Source organism: Nonomuraea sp. NPDC050536, from assembly GCF_044457685.1.
Classification (GTDB): Bacteria; Actinomycetota; Actinomycetes; order Streptosporangiales; family Streptosporangiaceae; genus Nonomuraea.
Map to the genome: position 1 here is coordinate 75007 of NZ_JBITHD010000004.1, position 19413 is coordinate 94419.

General features: G+C 68.0%; 18 protein-coding genes and 2 pseudogenes. 9 read left to right on the plus strand and 11 right to left on the minus strand.

Features of this window, described 5'->3' with window-relative positions:
• Window positions 1–165 precede the first annotated feature (165 nt).
• Window positions 166–444 carry a hypothetical protein gene (locus ACIBHX_RS13435; RefSeq protein ID WP_397067815.1) on the plus strand — a complete coding sequence of 93 codons (279 nt, stop codon included), beginning with the start codon at window positions 166–168 and terminating at the stop codon, window positions 442–444.
• A gap of 213 nt (window positions 445–657) precedes the next feature.
• On the opposite strand, the gene ACIBHX_RS13440 is transcribed toward ACIBHX_RS13435, so the two are convergent.
• Complete coding sequence (locus ACIBHX_RS13440) at window positions 658–1839, minus strand: 4-hydroxybenzoate 3-monooxygenase (RefSeq protein WP_397067212.1); 1182 nt, start codon at window positions 1837–1839, stop codon at window positions 658–660.
• A 240-nt stretch (window positions 1840–2079) separates the two neighbouring features.
• Between ACIBHX_RS13440 and ACIBHX_RS13445 the strand changes: the two genes are divergently transcribed.
• Window positions 2080–2637, plus strand: coding sequence for a TetR/AcrR family transcriptional regulator (locus ACIBHX_RS13445; protein ID WP_397067213.1), 558 nt, complete (start codon window positions 2080–2082; stop codon window positions 2635–2637).
• A 674-nt stretch (window positions 2638–3311) separates the two neighbouring features.
• On the opposite strand, the gene ACIBHX_RS13450 is transcribed toward ACIBHX_RS13445, so the two are convergent.
• A complete protein-coding gene (locus tag ACIBHX_RS13450; protein WP_397067214.1) occupies window positions 3312–3815 on the minus strand; it encodes a MarR family winged helix-turn-helix transcriptional regulator in 504 nt (167 codons plus the stop codon).
• A gap of 132 nt (window positions 3816–3947) precedes the next feature.
• On the opposite strand from ACIBHX_RS13450, the gene ACIBHX_RS13455 reads away from it, so the two are divergent.
• Both ACIBHX_RS13455 and ACIBHX_RS13460 read left to right on the plus strand, forming a co-directional pair.
• Window positions 3948–5510, plus strand: coding sequence for an FAD-dependent oxidoreductase (locus ACIBHX_RS13455; protein ID WP_397067215.1), 1563 nt, complete (start codon window positions 3948–3950; stop codon window positions 5508–5510).
• 53 nt (window positions 5511–5563) lie between these two features.
• A complete protein-coding gene (locus ACIBHX_RS13460; protein ID WP_397067216.1) occupies window positions 5564–6190 on the plus strand; it encodes a hypothetical protein in 627 nt (208 codons plus the stop codon).
• Between the two features lie 609 nt (window positions 6191–6799).
• Here the strand turns inward: ACIBHX_RS13460 and ACIBHX_RS13465 are convergent.
• The 4 genes and pseudogenes from ACIBHX_RS13465 to ACIBHX_RS13480 all read right to left on the minus strand — a co-directional run bounded on the left by ACIBHX_RS13465 (window position 6800) and on the right by ACIBHX_RS13480 (window position 10717).
• Window positions 6800–7369 (minus strand): nucleotidyltransferase domain-containing protein, encoded by a 570-nt coding sequence (locus tag ACIBHX_RS13465; protein WP_397067217.1) that lies wholly within the window; start codon window positions 7367–7369, stop codon window positions 6800–6802.
• Window positions 7370–7611: 242 nt separating this feature from the next.
• Window positions 7612–9467: pseudogene (locus ACIBHX_RS13470) on the minus strand (transposase).
• A gap of 17 nt (window positions 9468–9484) precedes the next feature.
• A complete protein-coding gene (locus ACIBHX_RS13475) occupies window positions 9485–9937 on the minus strand; it encodes a hypothetical protein (protein WP_397067219.1) in 453 nt (150 codons plus the stop codon).
• Between the two features lie 12 nt (window positions 9938–9949).
• A complete protein-coding gene (locus ACIBHX_RS13480) occupies window positions 9950–10717 on the minus strand; it encodes a DUF4158 domain-containing protein (RefSeq protein ID WP_397067221.1) in 768 nt (255 codons plus the stop codon).
• 118 nt (window positions 10718–10835) lie between these two features.
• Between ACIBHX_RS13480 and ACIBHX_RS13485 the strand changes: the two are divergent.
• Window positions 10836–11186: pseudogene (locus ACIBHX_RS13485) on the plus strand (SDR family NAD(P)-dependent oxidoreductase); the annotation flags it as partial.
• Window positions 11187–11278: 92 nt separating this feature from the next.
• On the opposite strand, the gene ACIBHX_RS13490 reads toward ACIBHX_RS13485, so the two are convergent.
• From ACIBHX_RS13490 to ACIBHX_RS13500, 3 genes are all read right to left on the minus strand, one after another.
• Entirely contained in the window at window positions 11279–12505 is a 1227-nt protein-coding gene (locus ACIBHX_RS13490; protein ID WP_397067222.1) for an RNA polymerase sigma factor, read from the minus strand.
• The gene (locus ACIBHX_RS13495; RefSeq protein ID WP_397067224.1) at window positions 12505–12891 is read right to left on the minus strand and encodes a YciI family protein; all 387 of its coding nucleotides are present in this window, start codon (window positions 12889–12891) and stop codon (window positions 12505–12507) included. Before ACIBHX_RS13495 ends, ACIBHX_RS13490 begins: the two co-directional genes overlap by 1 nt.
• Before the next feature lie 400 nt (window positions 12892–13291).
• The gene (locus ACIBHX_RS13500; RefSeq protein WP_397067226.1) at window positions 13292–13522 is read right to left on the minus strand and encodes a DUF6289 family protein; all 231 of its coding nucleotides are present in this window, start codon (window positions 13520–13522) and stop codon (window positions 13292–13294) included.
• 122 nt (window positions 13523–13644) lie between these two features.
• Here ACIBHX_RS13500 and ACIBHX_RS13505 point away from each other — a divergent pair, with 122 nt between their 5' ends.
• Entirely contained in the window at window positions 13645–13851 is a 207-nt protein-coding gene (locus ACIBHX_RS13505) for a Tn3 family transposase (protein WP_397067816.1), read from the plus strand.
• Window positions 13852–13863: 12 nt separating this feature from the next.
• On the opposite strand, the gene ACIBHX_RS13510 is transcribed toward ACIBHX_RS13505, so the two are convergent.
• Window positions 13864–14823, minus strand: a complete 960-nt coding sequence (locus ACIBHX_RS13510) for an alpha/beta hydrolase family protein (RefSeq protein ID WP_397067227.1) — start codon at window positions 14821–14823, stop codon at window positions 13864–13866.
• 162 nt (window positions 14824–14985) lie between these two features.
• Here ACIBHX_RS13510 and ACIBHX_RS13515 point away from each other — a divergent pair, with 162 nt between their 5' ends.
• Window positions 14986–15603, plus strand: a complete 618-nt coding sequence (locus tag ACIBHX_RS13515; RefSeq protein ID WP_397067229.1) for a TetR/AcrR family transcriptional regulator — start codon at window positions 14986–14988, stop codon at window positions 15601–15603.
• A 204-nt stretch (window positions 15604–15807) separates the two neighbouring features.
• On the opposite strand, the gene ACIBHX_RS13520 is transcribed toward ACIBHX_RS13515, so the two are convergent.
• Window positions 15808–17049, minus strand: coding sequence for a serine hydrolase domain-containing protein (locus ACIBHX_RS13520; protein WP_397067231.1), 1242 nt, complete (start codon window positions 17047–17049; stop codon window positions 15808–15810).
• A 356-nt stretch (window positions 17050–17405) separates the two neighbouring features.
• On the opposite strand from ACIBHX_RS13520, the gene ACIBHX_RS13525 reads away from it, so the two are divergent.
• Both ACIBHX_RS13525 and ACIBHX_RS13530 read left to right on the plus strand, forming a co-directional pair.
• Entirely contained in the window at window positions 17406–18143 is a 738-nt protein-coding gene (locus ACIBHX_RS13525; RefSeq protein ID WP_397067233.1) for a helix-turn-helix domain-containing protein, read from the plus strand.
• Window positions 18144–18334: 191 nt separating this feature from the next.
• Entirely contained in the window at window positions 18335–19363 is a 1029-nt protein-coding gene (locus tag ACIBHX_RS13530; protein ID WP_397067234.1) for a DUF4158 domain-containing protein, read from the plus strand.
• Window positions 19364–19413: the final 50 nt, after the last annotated feature.

Below are 19413 nucleotides of genomic sequence, written 5' to 3' on the forward strand. Positions count from 1 at the left end.
CACGACGAGGAGAACCTGGCCCTGCGCGACATCGTCGAGGAGCTCGTACGGGTACCGGAGGGCAACCGGATCGTCGCCGGAATAATCTCAGGGCTGGACATCCGCTACGACCTGCCCGGCCGTCGCCACCACCTGCTGGGGTGCCGCGTCCCCGACCTCGACCTGGTGACGCCGTCCGGGCCCGACCGCGTGGCGCGGCTGCTGCGTGACGGCCGCGGCCTGCTGCTGCTGACGACCGCCGACGAGGCCGCGTTCGCCGAGGCCGCCGAGCCGTGGTCGGCCAGGATCGGCCGGGCGCACGTGGAGGCCGAGCTCGGTGCGGAAGCCGTGCTGGTACGGCCCGACGGCTATGTCGGCTGGGCTGGTTCCGCCGACGACGTCTCCGGCCTCGCCGACGCCCTGGCGCGGTGGGCGGGTGCACCCGCGCGGTCGTCTTCGCCGTGAACATCCCTGAATAATCCAGGTGGGCCAGCTGTGGGAGGCAATCCGGCCCCACGCTGGGCACGGTCATCCACAGCCGAAATCCCGGCGCTCGGCCGTTTCGTCTGACCTGCGGTTTTCGGTGGACGCGGCCCTTTTCAGCCGTATTCCGGTGGCACCCGTTGATCACCGTTTGGGTTCGTCGTAGAGGTGGGCCTGACCGAGCCGGGCGGGTGGCTAGTTCAAGCCAGTGAGGAACTCGCTGAACAGCCGGTTCGCTGTGGTCGACGCATACAGGCGCTCGAACTCTGCGCGGGCGATCTGGTGCTGGAAGTCGCCTCGGTAGGAGGCGTCACCGCTGTCGTGCATCAGGTCGGTGAACCACGCCGCGAATGCCTGGTAGTTCCACACGTGTCGCATGCACGTCGCGGAATAGTCCGTGAGCAGGCTTGCGTCGTTGTCCTTGACCTGGCGCACCACGGCCTTGGCCAGAACGTCGGCGTCATGCAGGGCGAGATTCATGCCCTTGGCGCTCATGGGCGGCACGATGTGGGCGGCATCGCCCAGCAGGTAGAGGTGTCCGTAACTCATCGGGTCGTAGACCACGCTGCGCAGCGGGACCAGCTGCTTGCTGGAGATCGGCCCCCTGGTAGCCACCGGTTCACCGAAACGGGCCTCGATCTCATCCCAAATCCGCTCGTCGGACCACTGCTGCGTGGTGTCGTCGAGCGGGCACTGCAGGTAGAAACGGCTCGCCTGCGGGCCGCGCGCGAACTGGCCGGCAAATCCACGGGAATGGATCGCCATCATCGACTGATGGTTGGCCGGGACCTCCGCCAGCACGGTCAGCCACGCGTAGCCGTACTCGCGGGTGTAGCGCGTGAGATGGCCGTCGGGAATGGCCGCCCGGCTCACCCCGTGGTCTCCGTCGCAGCCGGCCACAAGGTCGCAGGTGAGCGTCCTTGTGGCGCCGGTTGCGTCCCGGTAGCGCACGAGGGGCCGCTCACCGCGGATGTTCTCCAGCGCGACGTTCTCGGCCTCGAAGCGCAGGTCTCCGCCGTCGCTCACGAAGGTGTCGATGAGGTTGCGCACCAGGACCTGCTGCGGACAAAAGCGCCCGTCCCCGTTGTCGTCACCCAGGAACCGGTAGGGGCGCGTCTGACCTTCGATCCGGAAGTTCATGACCGGCTCGAAGGGCACGCCGCCCAGGACCCGCTCCTCCAGGCCCCACTCGCGGAACGTCCGGGCTGCGCGGGTGTCGATGACACCCGCCCGTTGCCGCTGTTCCACATATTCACGACTGCGGCGTTCCAGGATGACGCAGCCGACCCCGCTGTGCAGCAGAAAGTTACCCAGAGCGAGACCGGCGACTCCCGATCCCACGATCACGACCGTTGTGTTCTCGTCCAGTACGGACATTGATGAACTCCTTGACTGTCCAGGCGCTGAAAGGGCACTCGGTACGCGCGCCAACCCGCAATGGGGGGCATGAGCGCGTGCGTGCGCCGAGGGGGGTGACGCCGCCCACGTGAAGTCGGCCGCGGCCCAGCAGGCGTCTGTCGGGGCATTGGCTGGCGAGAGGGAATTCCCATACCCTTAAGCGAAGTCGCCACTACGCATCATACGTAGCATGCACTACGGATAGCAAGGAGAGTCGTCATGCGCCGAGACGGTGCCGCCAACCGAGAGAGCGTCCTGCTCGCGGCCGAGGAGGTCTTCGGCGAGAAGGGCGCGGCGGCTTCCACGGAAGAGATCGCCCGTCGGGCGCAGGTCAGCATCGCCACCGTCTTCCGGAACTTCCCCACCAAGCAGGACCTGGTCGAGGCCACGGCCGCTCGCTATCTCGACGGGCTCACCGGCCAGGCGCGTGATCTAGCCGACAGCATCAGCGATCCCGCGGAGGCGTTCACCACCTTGCTCCGCACCCTGGTGTCCGTCGGTGCCGCGAAGATGGCGCTCATGGACCTGCTGCCGCCCCACAGCGACGACGGGCAGGGCCTGTCCCCGCATGTGATCTCGGCGGCCGACACCTTCCTAGGCGCGGTCGGACGCGCTCTTGAACGCGCCCAGAAGGCCGGAGCGGCCCGAGCGGACGTCACCGTGGACGACGTGTCCCTGCTCCTGCGGGCCCTTGCCCACGTAACAACCCCTGGCGGAGACGAGGCCATCGAACGGGCCCTGCGCATCGTGCTGGACGGTCTCAAGGTTCCGAGCTAACACGGCCCGTCGCTCGATCGGTCGCCCCGCCCCTCTCCACGACGGACTCCGTCTCACCTGGATGTTCCCGCCCTACGGGTCCTACGCGCATCAACATGGGCGCCCTGACAGGTCTACGCCAGCTCCCTCCACGGGTCCTCGCCCACTTGAGAGGTTGTTGAAGAAGGCTCCCGGGTCGGTGAAGAGCTGGTGGAGGCCGTCCCATAGGCCGCTGATGAAGTCGTTGCATTGGGGGCCGAGGTGGAACATGCACGAGCTGAGGGCGACGCCGAGATCCCACAGTCCCTTCAGCAGATCGCCGATGCCTTAAACGACACCTGTGAAGAAGCCGGCGACCCGCTTCCTCCAAACACGAACCCAGCACGCTGACTCCGGCGTCCTCGAGCACCTCGAAAATCGACCGAGCGGCCGGGACCGTCACCGTGATCCCCGAGCGCTGGCAGATCACCTCGAGGCTCTCGACGGCTCCCGACGCGGAGCGGTCCGCCGGAGGCTTGGCGGCACATGGCTCCAGGTGCACCGGCCGTCCAGGACGCGCAAGCGCCGTCGACGCGTTGAGAAGCGGCTCGGGCCCGCAGCGGTGGGCCTGGGTGTCGTCGTGCGCGGAACCCAGAATGTGGATCCGGTGTTGTCCGAGCGACACGGTTGGTATCGACATCAAGCGGATCGGCCCATCAATTAGCGGTTGGCCGCACAGGTAGTCCCAGCGCTTCGACGATGCGCTGCGCAACCGACCCGACCACACCGAACTGATCACCTGCAGGCTCAAGGACCAGACGACGAACCAGGGCGGTGTGTTCCGGCGTCGCCCCCGCCAGCTGCGCGCGACCGGCCTCGGTCAGAGAGGCGACCGTGAAACGCCGGCCTTGGCCGCGCCCGCTGATGACGGTCCGGCGTACCCATCCCCGATCCTCCAGTCGTCCGACCGCCTGCGAGGTCCGGGGCAGAGATCCGTTCGCCATCGTGGCGATCTGGCTCATCTGCAAAGTCTCATCGGGGGTGTCGGCCAGCCGCGCCAAGATCATGTAGCCGAGCAGCGTCAGGTCGGAGTCACGAAGGAGCTGTGCTTCCAACGCGCCGGGCAGCACCAGCAGAACCTTCACCAGCGCGATCCAGTCCTGTAGGTGTTCCTCATCGAGCGGTTCTGCCGGGCTGCCACCGGTTTCGGCCAGGCTCACGATCGCCTCCTTCCTCGTTGACTTTCGTGTGCAAGTCAGCGTAGCTTCTGAGTTGCATGGGCAACTCAATCAGGCTTCGCGGCCACCCGCAACCGGGCCCAGCCAGAGAAATGAGGTAGCGAGATGCCTACCGTGGACCGTTACGACGTCGCGGTGATCGGCGGCGGCCCCACCGGGATGACCGCCGCGGGTGATCTGGCCCGTGCGGGCCGCCATGTGGTGGTGCTGGAACGCCGGCAGTCGCCCAACCCGGCCAGCCGAGCGTTCACCATCCAACCGCGCACCCTGGAGCTGCTGGCGAGTCGAACCGTCGGTGGTCGGAGCATCACCGAGCAGCTACTCGAACTCGGCGAACGCGCGACTCGCGTCGCCTTGTGGCCGGGTGCGGCCCTGCGGCTCGACCGGGACGACTCGCCCTACCCCTTCACCCTGGTGACTCCGCAGACCAACGTGGACCGCCTGCTGGCGGACTACGACCGCGAACACGGCGTCGACGTGCGCCGCGGAGTCGAACTCGTGGGCCTGTCGGAGGACGAGGACGGCGTCACCCTGGTCGTGCGGGCGACGAGCACCAGGGACACCTCGCAGGTGCGGGCCACCTGGGTGATCGCGGCCGACGGCGCGCACAGCACCACGCGCGGCCTACTCGGCGTGGCGTTCCCCGGCGAAACGGTGCTGTCCTCGGTCGTCCTGGCCGACGTGCGGCCGACGCGGCCGCCGACCGGAGGACAACTGACCGTGGGAGCGTGCGCCCGGGACGCGTTCGGCTTTCTTGCCCCGTACGGCAACGGCTGGTACCGCTCGATGACCTGGGACCGCCGCCGTCAGGTGCCGGAAACCGCCGGGATCGATGCGGCCGATGTGCGTGAGGTGCTCGACCGTGCGATGGGACGTGCGGTCGGGGTACAGGAAATCGGCTGGGCATCGCGGTTTCACTGCGACGAGCGCCAGATCGAGCAGTACCGTCACGGCCGGACCTTCTTCGCCGGCGACGCCGCCCACGTCCACTCGCCCGTCGGCGGTCAGGGGATGAACACCGGGATCCAGGACGCGATCAACCTGGCATGGAAGCTTGACGCCGTCCTCGGCGGCGCGCCCGAGCAGATACTCGACACCTATCACCAGGAACGTCACCCCGTTGGTCGCCGAGCGCTGCGAACCAGCGGCGCGATGATGCGCAGCATCACACTCGGCGGACGCGTTTCCCGCGCGATCCGCGACCGTGTAGGCACCTGGTTGCTCAGCCTGCCCATGGTCACCCGCTTCATGGTCGGTGGTCTGTCCGGTACCGCCCTGCGCTACCCGCGAACCCGCGGCCAGCACCCCTTGGTTGGTACCCGCGCCACGACGATCATGCTGTCCGACGGCACGACCGTCGGACAGCTGCGGTCATCCGGGTTCCTGCTCCTCCGCCCGCCCGGCACCCCGCCAGCCCAAACCGAACTCGTCCAGGCCGAGCGCCACGACGACGGTCCCGCTGCGCTGATCCGCCCCGACGGCTACATCGCCTGGGCAGGCACCGACGACGGCTGGCGCACAGCCCTGCATGCGTGGACAGGATCGAACCGGCTCTCCGAGATCTCCACGGAACGGCTGGAGCGTTCCACCCGTACGACAAGGCCGAACCCTGGCCGGGTGATACACGATCACGATGAGGAACAGGCGTTACACCACAACATCCCGACCGTCGAATGATCGCTGATCCGCGCCGCCAAAAGCCACGGTCGGGCCCTTCTTGGCCGACCAGTATGAACCGCACCGCCGCAATCCCGCGTACCGCCGCACCACAAATCCCGATCATTGCACAGATTCAAATTTCCGAAATTCCCGCACCACCTGGGCCGCATGTTTTCGTGGCTAACCGCCATTTCCTGCGATGCATCAGACGAGGTAAGGTCGCTATGCGAAAGACACCACACGAATTACCTCCCGGAAAAGCGCGATTCACGCTCTGGCGTGAGGTTTTGGTGGCCTATGTGGCGCCAACACTGCTCGCCGGGGTCGGAGGGCTGATCAGCGGGCAGGCGAGTCTCCTGGTCTCGTCCTTCACGTCGATCGGCATCAGTTCCGCCGTCGTGGCTACACTGACCGGCGCCTGGTTGCAGCGACGCGGCCTCCGCCACCCGTGGCTGAAGTCGGGCCCCCGACTCGTGGCAATCGCCCGGATCGCCGTCACAACGGCCCTGCTCGGTGGCCTCGCCGGCTGGCTCGTCAACCTCGGCGCGTCCCTATGGTTCGGCGCGCATCAGTGGCCATGGCCCGACGACCTCGGCATAAACCTGCCCGTATCGGCGACCATCGCAGCCATGATCATCACCTGGCGCTGGCGCGGTGCACAACAGACACCCACATCGTTGGACACGCCAGACACCTGAAAAGCACCAAACAGGCGCTGAGCTTGGCCCCGTAGCCCGGACACCTGACCTGAGGTGACCGCCGGCCACCAGGGAGGATGTCCCGGTGCCTGCACCACACCCACCTGAGTTCCGTCAGCCTGGGCTATTCAGCCGGGAGTTCGTCATGAAGATCGATAAGTGAAGAAGGTGCCTCCGACCCTGCGATGATCGGATTGCTGAGATCACAACATCGCACAGAACGGACGCACCTTCCGGGTGAACGCTACGGCATGGAAGGTCCACCTCCACGTTCGCCGAGGGCAATCGCGAAGAAGAGCGAGGTGGAAAGAATGCCCCGAGCCGGGGGCGGGAGAAGTAGATCATCTCGTCGCACCGCACGCTGACCTCCACTCGAAACTCTGGCTGTAGCTCCGCCTACCGCCGAACCCGCTGAGCTGCGACTACAGCAGCCAACGGCCCCTTTCTGGCGTATTCCGGCCGCCCCCGTGTAACCGAGGTCGGCCAGACCCCGCAGGATCGACGTCTTACCGGCGCCCGGCGTACCGGTGAGGATGTACCGCCTCATGTACGAAGCCTTCTCTCTTCTCGGCAGGGCAGGCCCGCGGCCTCTGGCCCGCGCGCCTGCGTCTACGCCGTGCCGCTTGGGGAACGCTCCTCAAGCGGCGCGAAGCCCTCAGGCAGGGGGATCCCAAACCGCTGGCACAGCAAGGGCACGTCGTGGCGGTCGACATCACGAGCCGGATAGCCGGTATGCCAGCGCACCGCCCACTCGGCCGACTCGCACCGCACCGAAGTCCCGGCAATCGAACCACGTCCGGCGAGTGCTTCAGCCGGAAAGGGACCGCCATCCACCACGGATCCGTAGTGCAGTGATCCGTCCGCGAGCTGCTCGTAGAGGTGCAAGTCGACCCGCAGCCGAACACCGTCATGCAAGACGAAGTTCCACGGCCTGTCACCAGGCCACGGGAAGATCCGGTCGACACGAGCCTCCGCGAACGCGACGAACAACTGCTCAAGATGTGCTGCCGGCGCCCATACGTCAAGGTCGGAATGTTCCCGTGTCTGCTTCCCGAGCAGCGCATCCACGCCCCACCCGCCCCCAACACACGCATCCACGCCGTGGGCGTCGAGCCGCTTCACAAGCGCGACTACATCCTTGGCTGACATCGAATAATCGCTCGCTGCATCAGTGCTCATCAATTCACCCTACGAGACCCGACCACTCTGCCCACCGCCCGAAGGGGCACACTTGCGCCGCTTCGGGCAAGGGCACGCGGGGTCTGCCGTGGCTGCACTCTGCGGGGTGCGCGGGCCGGGCAGCGTCGCGCGGATCGACAGGTTCAGATGGAGTCGGTCCACCGGGTACAACGAACGGCCCAACGTGTCGGGTGCGCCCCCGTGCCCTCCTGATCGCTCCTGCGCCAGGCCGAGAAGACGGTTCAAGCGGCCGGGACCCGTTCGTCCTCCAGCGTGCTGAAGTCGACGTCGAGGCGGGTGTCGTAATCCTCCGGGGCAATCCCCAGCTCGTGAGTGGAGTAGACCCCGAACCTGTTGACGTGCTCGGTCAGGTACGGCGAGATCTCGGCCAGGTCCAGCGGGTCGATCTCCCAGCCCTCGGCTTGCAGCTGCCGCACCACGTCCGCGATGTCCAGGGTGTTGTGGAAGATCAGCAGGTTGGCCAGCAGCGAGGTGAACTTCACGTCCTTCTCCTGCTCGACGGGGTCGGTGTGCGCCACCGTGCCGCGCTGCCCGAACCGCACCCAGTCGCTGAAGCCGTTAAACGCCTCCACCTTGTTGGTCGCAGCCGTCACCCGGCCCCGAAGCGGCCCGTCCGAGAGATACCGCAGCAGCTGGACGGTCCGGATCACCCGCCCGACCTCGCGGAAGGCGGTGTAGGTGGCGTTCTTGTGAGAGCCGGAGCGCAGCCGCTTGAGCAGCAGCGTCGAGGAGATCGTGCCCTCGCGGACCGAGACCGTGACCCGCATCAGGTCCTTGAAGTGGGTCTCGATCAGATCCCAGTCGATCACGTTGCGTCCCGCCTCGCCGAACAGGGCGTCAATGTGCTCGTAGACGGCGTTGCGCGACGGGCGGAAGAACAGGCAGTCCTTCCAGTTCCGGATCCTGGGCATGAGATCGATTCCCAGCAGGTGCGCGAGCGCGAACACCGGATAGCTCTGGCCCTGGGTGTCTGCGTGGATCGTGCCCGGCTGGACCTCGCTTGCGTTCTTCAGCAGGCCCTCGATGATGTAGACCGCCTCCCACACCCCGCACGGCACGAAGTGCGTGAACAGTGATAGGCGATGCCGCCCACGGCCCCGTACCGCACCGAGGTCTCGGCGAGGAGGTTGTCCAGGTAGGTGTCCATGTGGGTGCCGTCGGCCGCCGCAGTGGTGCCGTTGCGCCACGCGCGGGACATGTCCAGCTTGGCGTGCGCGTTCACCACGTCCGTGAGCGCCTCGTTCAGCTTGGCGGTGGTCGTGTGCCGGCGGGCCGCCACCGACAGCTCGTGCGCGCTGACCCCGGCGATGTGCCGGGCAGCCTCGGCGAACGTCATGTTGGTGCCCTTGACGAACGTGGTGATCACGTAGCGGCCGAAGGGATCCTTCAGCTTCGGGTCGTTGCCGGAGGCCGGCCCGAACCGGTGCCACCACTCGATCCAGTAGGCGGTGCGGGCCACGATGCCCAGCAGCGACCGCTCCGGCATCCGCGCCTTGATCGCCTGCTCCAGCCGCTCGGCGCCCTTGCGGGGCCCCTTCGCCCGCCGCGCCTTGAGCTTGGGCACCCCGCTGTCCGGGTCGATGAACAGCTCGTCGTTGTCGGGATACCCCCCGTCCGCCTCCGCCGCCACCCCGGCCAACCGCCCACGCAACAGGGCCACCAGCGCCCGGCCGTCGAACGGCACGCTCTCGCCGGGCGCGCAGAAACCGACCTCCACCAGGTACTCCGGTAGCTTCGCCTCCACCTGCTCCCAGGACAGCAGCTGCTCGGACCAGTCGGCGTACTCCTCCGACCCGATCACCGCCACATCCCCGGTGCGCAGTTCATCGGCGAGGTAGTAGAAGACCATCGCCTCGAAGTGACGGCGCACGAAGTAGCCGGGCCTGCGGCGATCCCGGATGACCTTCTGCCAGTTCTGCGTCGCGAAGGAGACATCGACCCTCCGACCGTCCGCCCCGCGGTCGGGGATGTAGTCGCGAGCCGGGGTGCGGTGCGTCTTGGCGTGCAGCAGGGCGTCCAGGACGCCGGTGTCCTCGCTGGTGCCCTTCAGCTCGATGACATCGGTCAGGTCGAACATCACCGGCCGGTCGGCCTTCAGATGCCCGTGCAGCAGCACCTCCCAGTTGTCGCCGTGATGGGCGGACACCTTCTCGATCTGCGCGTACTGGGCCTCGAACCCGCCGACCCCTCCACCGCCGACACCTTCCCGCCCAGCCGCTCGGCGACCTCGGCCGGGCCCGCGTCCTCCTCCAAGCCCTCCAGCGCGTCCAGGGCGTCCTTCGTCAACGCCGCCGCCCTCGACCGAGCCCGCTGCGCGGGCCCTTCCGTATCGACCTGCTGGAGCAGGGTGCGGTAGTTGCCGATCAGCGCCTCCACGATCTCCTGCTGCTGGCGATGGATCTCTGCCAACTCCTCGCGGGCCTTCTTCGCCTTCGCCGCCATCCGTTTGCAGAACATCGTGGCCACATCGTCCCGGGCCCGCATCCGCGCCTTGGCCGCCAGACATGCGATCAACGCCACCCGCTTGCCCTCGGTGTAGTCCTTCAAGGTCCCGGCGTCCTAGGCCTCCGCCTCGCCCGCGAAGTCCGCGGCCTTCGACGATGCGACGCCCTCAAGCCACTTCCCCGGATCGCCGAGCCCGTCCACCCACTCCAGATGGCCCTTGAGCCGCTTGAAGTGCGACCAGGTCGCCCGGCGCGGGTTCTGCTTGAGCGCGTTGAACAGCGTCTTGCCGTCCAGCCCGGTCACATCGGGCAGCCCCAGCAGCCGGCGGCGCTCTTCTCCGGTTATCCGGCCCCGGATCCCCGCCAGGATCTCCTCGTTGACCTGCCCACGCACCGCGGACGCCATCGCGTCCAGCGTCGAGAACCGCGGGATCTCCAGCCCGGCCTCGACCAGCTTCTCCAGCGCGATGTTGATCAGGTCCGCCGGATTGTTCTTCGACGCCGCCTCGACGCGCATCGTCTCCTCGGCCAGAGCGCGGGCCGCCGGGCCGTCGTAACGCACCTGGCACCGCTCACGCACCCACGACCGGTACCGCTCGGCCGTCCGGCCCGACGCGTACACCGGCAATGTACTCTCCGCCAGCTCCACTGCCCGGCGCACGAACTCCACCACCTGGTCCGGCACGTCGTACGCCTTCGGGAAACACCCCATCCGCTGATACGACTTCAACGCGATCAACAGCGCGAGCTGGTGCTCGTCGGAATCCGTGACCTCCTCGGCCCAGACCCGCTCCTCCTCGCTCGGAGTGAAGAACACATGAAGCTCACGCGCGGTGATCAGCCGCTTGAACCGCGGATACGCGGTCCTCTCGATCGAGGCCATGCCCACCCCACTCGACGCCCAGCTTCCAAGGCGCCTCACGCCTCGCCCGCGTGATCATCCCCAGCCCAAGGCCTGAGAAGATCAGAAACCCGGAACCCCGGACACAAGCAGTTCGCCGGTGCTAAAGGGACCGCAGGGGATCAGCACACCAAGATCATCGCGTGGCGGCTTTTGGGTTCACCTTGGCTGGACCCCAACTCCGCTCGCGCTGGACATCACCGCGCCCGAGGCCGAGGAGGTGCTGCGCGCGGCTGTCGACGTCGCCGGCGGGCTCGACGTGCTGGTCAACAACGCCGGGTACGGGCTGTTCGGCTCGGTCGAGCAGACCCCGGCGGCCGAGGAGCGGGCCGTCATCGACACAACGTGTTGGCCAACCTGGCCGTGCTGCGGGCCACCCTGCCCGCCCTGCGCCTCGCATGACCGGATCGTGCAGGTCAGCTCGCTGACCGGGCAGTTCGCGTGGGCGTCGTCGGGCTCTATGCCGTCCGCGTTCGGGATTCGCCGACGTGGCCGACGCGATCGTCGCGGTCGTCGGCATCCGGGTCGGCCGCGCTGGGGAAGTCAGTCCAGCGCGGCCGCCTTGCGCAGCAGCACTGAGCGTTCGCGCTGGTTGGCGCACAGCCGGGCGGCCAGCTCCAGCTCGGCGCGCGCTTCCGGTCGCCGGCCGAGCCGGGCCAGCAGCTCACCGCGTACGGTCGGGAGCAGATGCGAACCGGGGAGCCGGTCCGAGGCGATCAGCTCGTCCACGATGGCCAGGGCTTGCGCCGGACCCGAGGCCATGGCCACGGCGACGGCCCGGTTGAGCTCGACCACCGGCGAGGGCGCGACCCGGCCGAGCGCCTCGTAGAGCAGCACGATCCGGTCCCAGTCGGTCGCCTCGACCGAGGGCGCCGACGCGTGGGCGGCGGCGATCGCGGCCTGCAGGCCGTAGGGACCGAGGCCGCGGGTCGATGCCTTGGCCAGCGCGGCCAGCCCACGGCGGATCGCCGAGAAGTCCCACCGCCGCCGGTCCTGGTCCTCGAGCAGGATCGGCGTGCCGTCCGGGCCGGTCCGGGCCGGGAAGCGCGCGGCCGTCAGCTCGCACAACGCGAGCAGGCCGTGCACCTCGGGCTCGTCCGGCTGCAGCGCGGCCAGCGTGCGGGCCAGCCGGATCGCCTCGTACGCGACGTCGGGGCGCAGCAGCCGGTCGCCCGACGTGGCCGTCGACCCCTCGGTGAAGATCACGTAGAGGACGCTGAGCACGCCGCCCAGCCGCTCCCGGCGCTCGGCGGCCGGTGGCAGCTCGAACGGCACCCCGGCCGCCGCGATCGTCTTCTTGCCTCGGGTGATGCGGGCCTGCACGGTCGGCACGGGTACGAGGAACGCGCGGGCGATCTCCTCGCTGGACAGGCCGCCGACCACGCGCAGGGTCAGCGCCACCCGGGCCTCGGGGGAGAGCACCGGGTGGCAGCTGACGAACATCAGCGCCAGCACGTCGTCGTCGATCTTGTCGGGATCGATTTCTTCGTCGACCGCCGAGTCGACCGCGGGGTCGGCCGCCAGCAGGGCGTATCGGTCCTGGAGGGCGGTCCGGCGGCGGATCGCGTCGATCGCCCGCCGCCGGGCCGTGGCCATCAGCCAGCCGGCCGGATTGGCCGGAGAGGCGAGCGGCCACGACACCAGCGCCTCAGCCACCGCCTCCTGGGCCGCGTCCTCGGCCAGCCCGAAATCGCCGGTGAACCGGGTCAGCGCGGCGACGATCCGCGCCGACTCGATCCGCCAGACGGCCTCGACATCGGCCGTACCCATCAGATCTGGCCGTTGCTCTCGCTGCCCTGCGGGACCTCGTCGGCCTCGGCCACCCGCCGGACCTCGATCTTGGACCCGCGGACCGCCGGGACCCGCTTGGCCCACTCGACCGCCTCCTGTCTCGAGGCGACATCGAGCAGGAAGTAGCCACCGAACAGTTCCTTGGTCTCTCCGTACGGCCCATCAGTGACCACCGGGGCCTCACCGCTGAAGTCGACCACGACGCCCCGGCCCGGATCGTCCAGCCCTTCGGCCGCGAGGAGAACGCCGGCCTTGACCATCTCCTCGATGAACTGGCGGCTCGTGGCCATCATCTCGTCGATGTTGGCCATCATGGCCGCGTTCGACTCGTCGGTGCCCCGCATGATCAGCATGTACTTCGGCATCGCGTTCTCCTCATCCGGCGGGGCCGCCTCTCGACCTCGCATCCACATCGTCGAACGAGCGGCCCGCAGATCGACACGGCCTCGGAGAAATCTCTCGCCGCGCCGCAGCCGATCCCAGCCTCGGGGAACAATGGAACAGCCAATACCAGCCGGTAACATGCGCGGACCCGACAGAGCCTCAGTACAGTGCCGTGTCCAGAGCCGCGAATTCCCAGGTCACAGCAGGGTCATCGTCTCTGGGCCTCCTCCGGATACGGCTGTCAACAGCCGATGGTCCCGCAAGCCACCGGCTGGTAAGCCGCCTCAAACGACCTTGAAAGTGGAACCCCCCGGCGGACACCAGGGGGTTCGAGGCGGCCGCGCTCGCGCAGTTCCACCGAGCGCGATCAGGTGCAGACGCTCAGCAGGGGGTCTCGTGGAACTCCGGATACGACCCGCGCCTGCCCACCCACGTCTCGTCCCCGACGCAGTTCTCGTACTTGATCCCCACCAGCGTGGTGTGGTCGGAATCGCTGTAGTAGTACGTTTCGCAGTGGTAGTCGATCATGCAGGCACGGGCGTGCGCGGGCGAGCTGATGACGGTGAGGGCGCCGACGGCGAGCAGGACGGCTAGCGATGCGCGGCGAATCATGAAGATCCTCCCAGAGGCGAGAAAGCGCTACTGCCCCCGATGATCGATTGCCGAAGCGAACGGATCAATAGGGTCAATGCCGGTACCCGAAGGGTCAAAACGACTGTCAGAGGCTGATCTTCATTGCGGCGCATCAAGATGTCCGAACGTGCGCGGGGCGACCCGCCGGTAGATGGACGACGCGGTACCTCGACGCCGCTGTCGCGCAGCTCCGAGCCGAGGGCCACGAGATCCGGGACGAGGACGTCGCCCGGCTGTCGCCGCTCAAGCACCGCAACCTCAACGTGCTGGGCCGCTACAGCTTCGCGGCCATCTCGTGCGGGCGCTGACCGGTACTTCGACTACTTGGATTCGACCCGTCCGAGCGGGTCGGTGCCGGTCGCCAGCGCGTCACGCGCCGTCTGCCAGGCGGAGTCCCCGGGGTAGAGCTCGCTGCGCAGGTAGGCCCAGGTGAGCCGTGCGACTGAGGCGACCCGCTCGGGGTTCTCGTCCGTGGTCTCGGCGACGTCGTATCCGGAGACCCCGCCGAGCCCGTGCTCCGCGTCGAACAGGGTGAGCAGGGACTTGGGGCCCGGGGCGAGGACGTACGGGTCGGCGTGCCAGTCCGGGCCCCGGACCGTCAGGAAGGCGGAGTCGTCCTTGTCGCCGGCGACCACGAGCGTAGGCGTCGTCATCCTGGAGAAGTCCGTGGTCAGGAAGAAGGAGTAGTTCTCGACGGTGAACTCGGTGAGGGCGTCACCGCCCCGGCCGGGCGCGGCGAGCAGTACGCCCGCCTTGATCCGGGGATCGGCCAGGTTCACTTCCGTTCCGTCGTGGGGATCGGTGAGCCGGGCGCCCAGCAGCAGGCTCGCGGTGTGCCCGCCCATCGAGTGCCCGGCGACGGCGACCCGACTGGGGTCGAGGCGGCCGGCGAGCTGCGGGACGGCGGCCTCGATCGCGTCGAGCTGGTCGAGGATGCGCGTCATGTCCTCGGCCCGGGTGCGCCAGTGCGCGGCAGCCCCGGGGGCGTCGGGATCCAGGCTCAGCGTCCTGGAGTCCAGATGGGTCGGCTGGATCACGACGAAGCCGTGTGCCGCCCAGAAGTTCGCGAGCGGGGCGTAGCCGTTCAGCGAGGAGAGGTTGTTGGAGAAGCCGAGACCGTGCGAGAGGAGGATGACCGGCAGCTCGCTCCCGGTCACCGGGGTGGAGATGCGCACCTGCAGGTCCACTGCGCGGCCGGGAGCCGGTAGCACCACCGGGCTGACGGAGAGGACCGGAGCGGGTGTACGGGGGGTGTCGGCTGTGTAAGCAGGTTCAGTCATGATGAGCACGCCCTTCGATGGCCTCAGCCGCCGGTCGCGTGCGACCGGCGGCAGGTATGGCGGAGTGCCCGCATTCAGCTACGCTGAAAGCGGATCGTTGTTCCACTTAAGATACGGATCAGCGATCCGTTTCGTCAAACGGCCGGTTGGAAGGAGAGCGCGGTGCCCACTGCAGGCCAGTCCAAAGGGGCGTCCGCCCGCAGCAAGCGAGCAGACGCGGTGCGCAACCAGCAGACGCTGCTCGACGCCGCCGCGGAGGTGTTCGTGACCTCGGGGATCGACGCACCGATCCGGGAGATCGCGGCCCGGGCGGGCGTCGGGCTGGGGACGCTCTACCGCCACTTCCCGACCCGGGCGGAACTCGTCACCGCCGTCTACCGCCACCAGATCGAGGCGTGCGCCGAGGCCGGTCCGAAACTGCTGGCCGACGCCGCCTCCCCGTTCGAGGCGCTGCGCCAGTGGGTCGACCTCTTCGTCGACTTCCTGGTCACCAAGCACGGACTCGCCGACGCCTTGCAGTCCGACAGTGACCGCTTCGCCGCGCTGCACACCCACTTCCTCGATCGCCTGATGCCCGTCTGTGCCGAACTGCTCGACGCCGCGGGCGACACCGGCGACATCAGGCCCGGCATACAGTCGTACGAGCTGATGCGCGGCATCGGCAACCTCTGCATCGGACAGGACGGCGACCCCCGCTACGACCCCCGCCGGCTGATCGAACTGCTCCTCCAGGGACTGCGGCAACCGCACACACATGACGGTGACGACGACACCCAATAACCCCCTCCCGTCCTTACGCGGACATGGTGACCGGCACCTCATGACGCAAACACCGGGTAGCCCACGTCATCCCTGACGAGCCTCATCCCGGCAAACGCTGCTCTCACAAACGGCCCATTGCGCGAGCAAGAAGAACATGGAGGCGTCGAAGGCTGGAGCCTGGTCGAGGTTTTCTGCCGGACCGGCCTCGACCAGGTAGGCGGGTCAGTCGTCGATGGCCTGGTAGAGGGTGGTCCAGAAGTCGTGGATGGCCCGCGCCGAATCCGGGGTGGACATCCCGGTCTGGGTGAGCAGGATGCCGACGAGCTGGTTGTCCGGGTCGGCGTAGGTGGTGGTGCCGGTGCCGCCGTCCCAGCCGAACTGGCCGATGGGAGCGTAGTCGCCGCGGTAGGTGCGCACCGTCATCCCGAAGCCCCAGCCGCCGTGCTGTCCTTGGCCGTGCGACAGATGGACGACACTGCGGGCCCAGGCCTGGAGGGCGGCTGTCTGCTCGGGCGTGAGGCGGTTGGTGGTCATCAGCTCAACGGCGGGCCGGGACAGGATCCGCTGGGTCCCGTGCATCCCGTGGTTGAGCAGCATCCGGAAGTAGGCGTGATAGTCGTCGACGGTTGAGTCGAGTCCGCCGCCGCCTGACTGGAACGCCGGAGGCTTGCTGTGGTGTCCCCCTTCGACCTCGTCCTCCACGAGGAACTCTCCGGTCTGCCAATCGGGGGCGTACAGGGGCGGCAGCCGGTCGATCTTGTCGGCGGGCACGTGGAAACCGGTGTCCTTCATACCCAGCGGATCGAAGATGCGCTCACGCAGGAACTCCTCGAACGACTGGCCGGTGACCCTGGCCACCAGCACACCGAGCACGTCGTCACCGACGTTGTACAGCCACCGCTCGCCGGGCTGATACATCAGCGGGAGCGTGCCCAGGCGGCGCATCCACTCATCCGGGTCCGGTGCCGGCAACATCCATCCGTCCTCCTGGCCGTAAACCCCCTGCTCGAAGAACGCGCTCATCATCGGAGCGGTCCGCGCCGTCATATCCAGCCCGAGCCCCAACGTGTTAGTGAGCAGGTCCCGCACGGTGATCGGCCGCCGCGCCGGCACGGTGTCGTCCAGCGGGCCGTCGGGCCGCTTGAGCACCTGCCGGTCAGCGAGCTCGGGCAGCCACCGATCTACCGGGTCGTCCAGCCGCAGCCGGCACTCATCCAGCAGCACCATTGTCGCCGCGGCTGCGACCGGCTTGGTCGTCGAGGCCATCCGGAAGATCGTGTCCCGGCGCATCGGCGCGCCACCGTCATGGAGCATCGTTCCCATCGCTTCGACGTGCGTCTCGTCACCCCGGCTGACCAGGGCGACGAGTCCGGGGATCTTCCCGGACTCGACATGCCCTGCCAGCACCTCGCGCAGTCTGTTCAGTCCGGCCTTGGAGAAGCCGCTGTTGCCTTGTCCCATCATGAATTTCCTTACCTACAGTGTTTGATCTTGCGAGACCCGTCCCGGCGTGGCGCTCATGGGCTTTTCGTGGGCGACGCACGAGGGTCGGGGGTGCACCTCGCGTACCGCGACAGGGCGTTCATGCATCGCTGAACGTCTGCGACAGTACATTGCATTCATTGATCGGTCAACATGAAGAGAAGGCTTGCTATGCCTGCTCAGACGCAACGAATGGTCGATATTGCAATGAACGTGGCACTGAATGCAATGGGTGATCAAGGTTTGTATTGCAATGGAGTTCGAGTGAATGCATACTGTGCGGCGGGAGTGCGGGCGCCGAGGCCCAGCGCACGCCGGCAGATGGGGGACGAGCACCGATGCCCGGAGACAGACTCACCAATGAGGACCGCCGGCAGATCGCTGCGGGACTGGCCGCGGGGCTCGGATTCACAGAGATCGGCCGGCGTCTCGGGCGGCCCGCCTCGACCATCATGCGGGAGGTCACCCGCAACGGCGGACCCGACGATTACGGGGCGCAGCGGGCGCAGGAGGCCACCAAGCAGCGTGCGCGCCGGCACAGGCAGGCCAAGTCTCCGGCGCCGCCGGTCGGCGACAGCAGCCATGGGCGTGACCCCCAGGCGGTCCAGAACCTCACGGAATCCTTCGCCACGCTCCTCGAGCAGCAGGGGATGCCCCGGATGGCGGCCAGGATGCTGGCCTGCCTGTATGTCGATGACTCCGGTACCCTCACCGCCGCTGATCTGGTCCAGCGGCTTCGCGTCAGTCCCGCGTCGATCTCGCAGACCGTCGCCTTCCTCGAACCGCAGGGACTACTCAAGCGGGAACGAGTTCCCGGCGGGCGCCGCGAACGCTATGTCGTCGACGACGAGCTCTGGGTCCGGTCCACCCTTGCGGCTCTGCAAATGAACGACGCCCTGATCGCCGCATCGCAGCGTGCGGCGGAGATCCTCGGGGCCGCGACCCCGGCCGGCGCCCGCTTCGGCGTCGCTGCCGAGTTCCTGCTCCTCGTGAACGCGCCCCTCCGGCAGGTCATGGAGCAGTGGCAGCAGAACCAGGCCGACCGGAACGCGAGACACCCAGCTGACCTGGTCTAAGTCAAACGCTTGTACCTGGCTGCACCAGTCTTACCGACACGGCCCTGCGCTCGTATAGCTGCGACGAAGTGGCGAGTAGCTCTCCGTAGCCGATCCGGGTCGCTCTTGTCCTGTTCTTTCGGTTTCTTGTCATCGAATTGGTGTCCCTGCGTCACCTTGGTCGAGATCGTGCCGATTGGGAGGAGACCGGGGTGTTGCAGGAGTGGGAGCCCGAGGACCTGATCGAGGTCTGGACGCTGCTCGAAGACGACATGAAGCGGTTGCGCAACAAGTCCGGGGCGAATCGGCTGGGGTTCGCCCTGATGCTGAAGTATTTCGAGGTGGAGGCCCGGTTTCCGGAGACGGCGCGGGAGGTCCCGGACGCCGCGGTAACGTATGTGGCCCAGCAGGTGAAGGTGGAGGCCGGTGCATGGGGCTCGTACGACTGGCAGGGCGACCGGATCAAGGCCCACCGCACGGAGATTCGGAAGATCTACGGGTTTCGGGCGAACACCCGGGCCGATCAGGTGGGGTTGGCCGAGTGGCTGGCGGCGGAGCTGTGCCCGGTTGAGCTGTCGCGCGAGCGCCTGGCGGCCGCGGTGGTGGCGCGCTGTCGCCACGAGCACATCGAGCCGCCCGCGCCGAGGCAGGTCGCGCGGTTGGTCGGCAGGGCGGTCACCGAGTTCGACAGGCGGTTCTGCCGCACGACGTGTGATCGACTGTCGGCCACGACGCGCGAGCGCCTGGAGGAGTTGATCGCGGACGAGGCGGCCGGCGGCCCGGACCCGGTGGCGGTGGCGGGTGGTGGTCGGGCGTTTTTCGCGGAGTTGAAGACCGACCCGGGCGCCCCGGGGTTGGAGAGTCTGCTCGCGGAGGTGGACAAGCTCGCGCGGGTGCGGCGGCTGGAGTTGCCGGCGGATCTGTTCGCGGACGTGTCGGAGAAGCTGGTCGACGCTTGGCGGGCGCGGGCGGCCAAGGAGTACCCGGCGAACCTGGCGCGGATGAAGCCGGCGATGCGCCTGACATTGTTGGCCGCGCTGTGCCACGTGCGGCAGACGGAGATCGCCGACGCGTTGGTGGAGTTGTTCATCCAGCTCGTGCAGAAGATCAACACCCGCGCGGAGCGCAGGGTCGACAAGGAGTTGGCCGGCGAGGCGAAGAAGGTGCGGGCAAGGAGGCGATGCTGCTGCGGGTGGCGGAGGCGGCCCTCGCGCAGCCGGCCGGGACGGTCAAGCGGGTGATCTACCCCGTGGTCGGCGGGGAGCGGACGCTGAAGGCGTTGGCCGCGGAG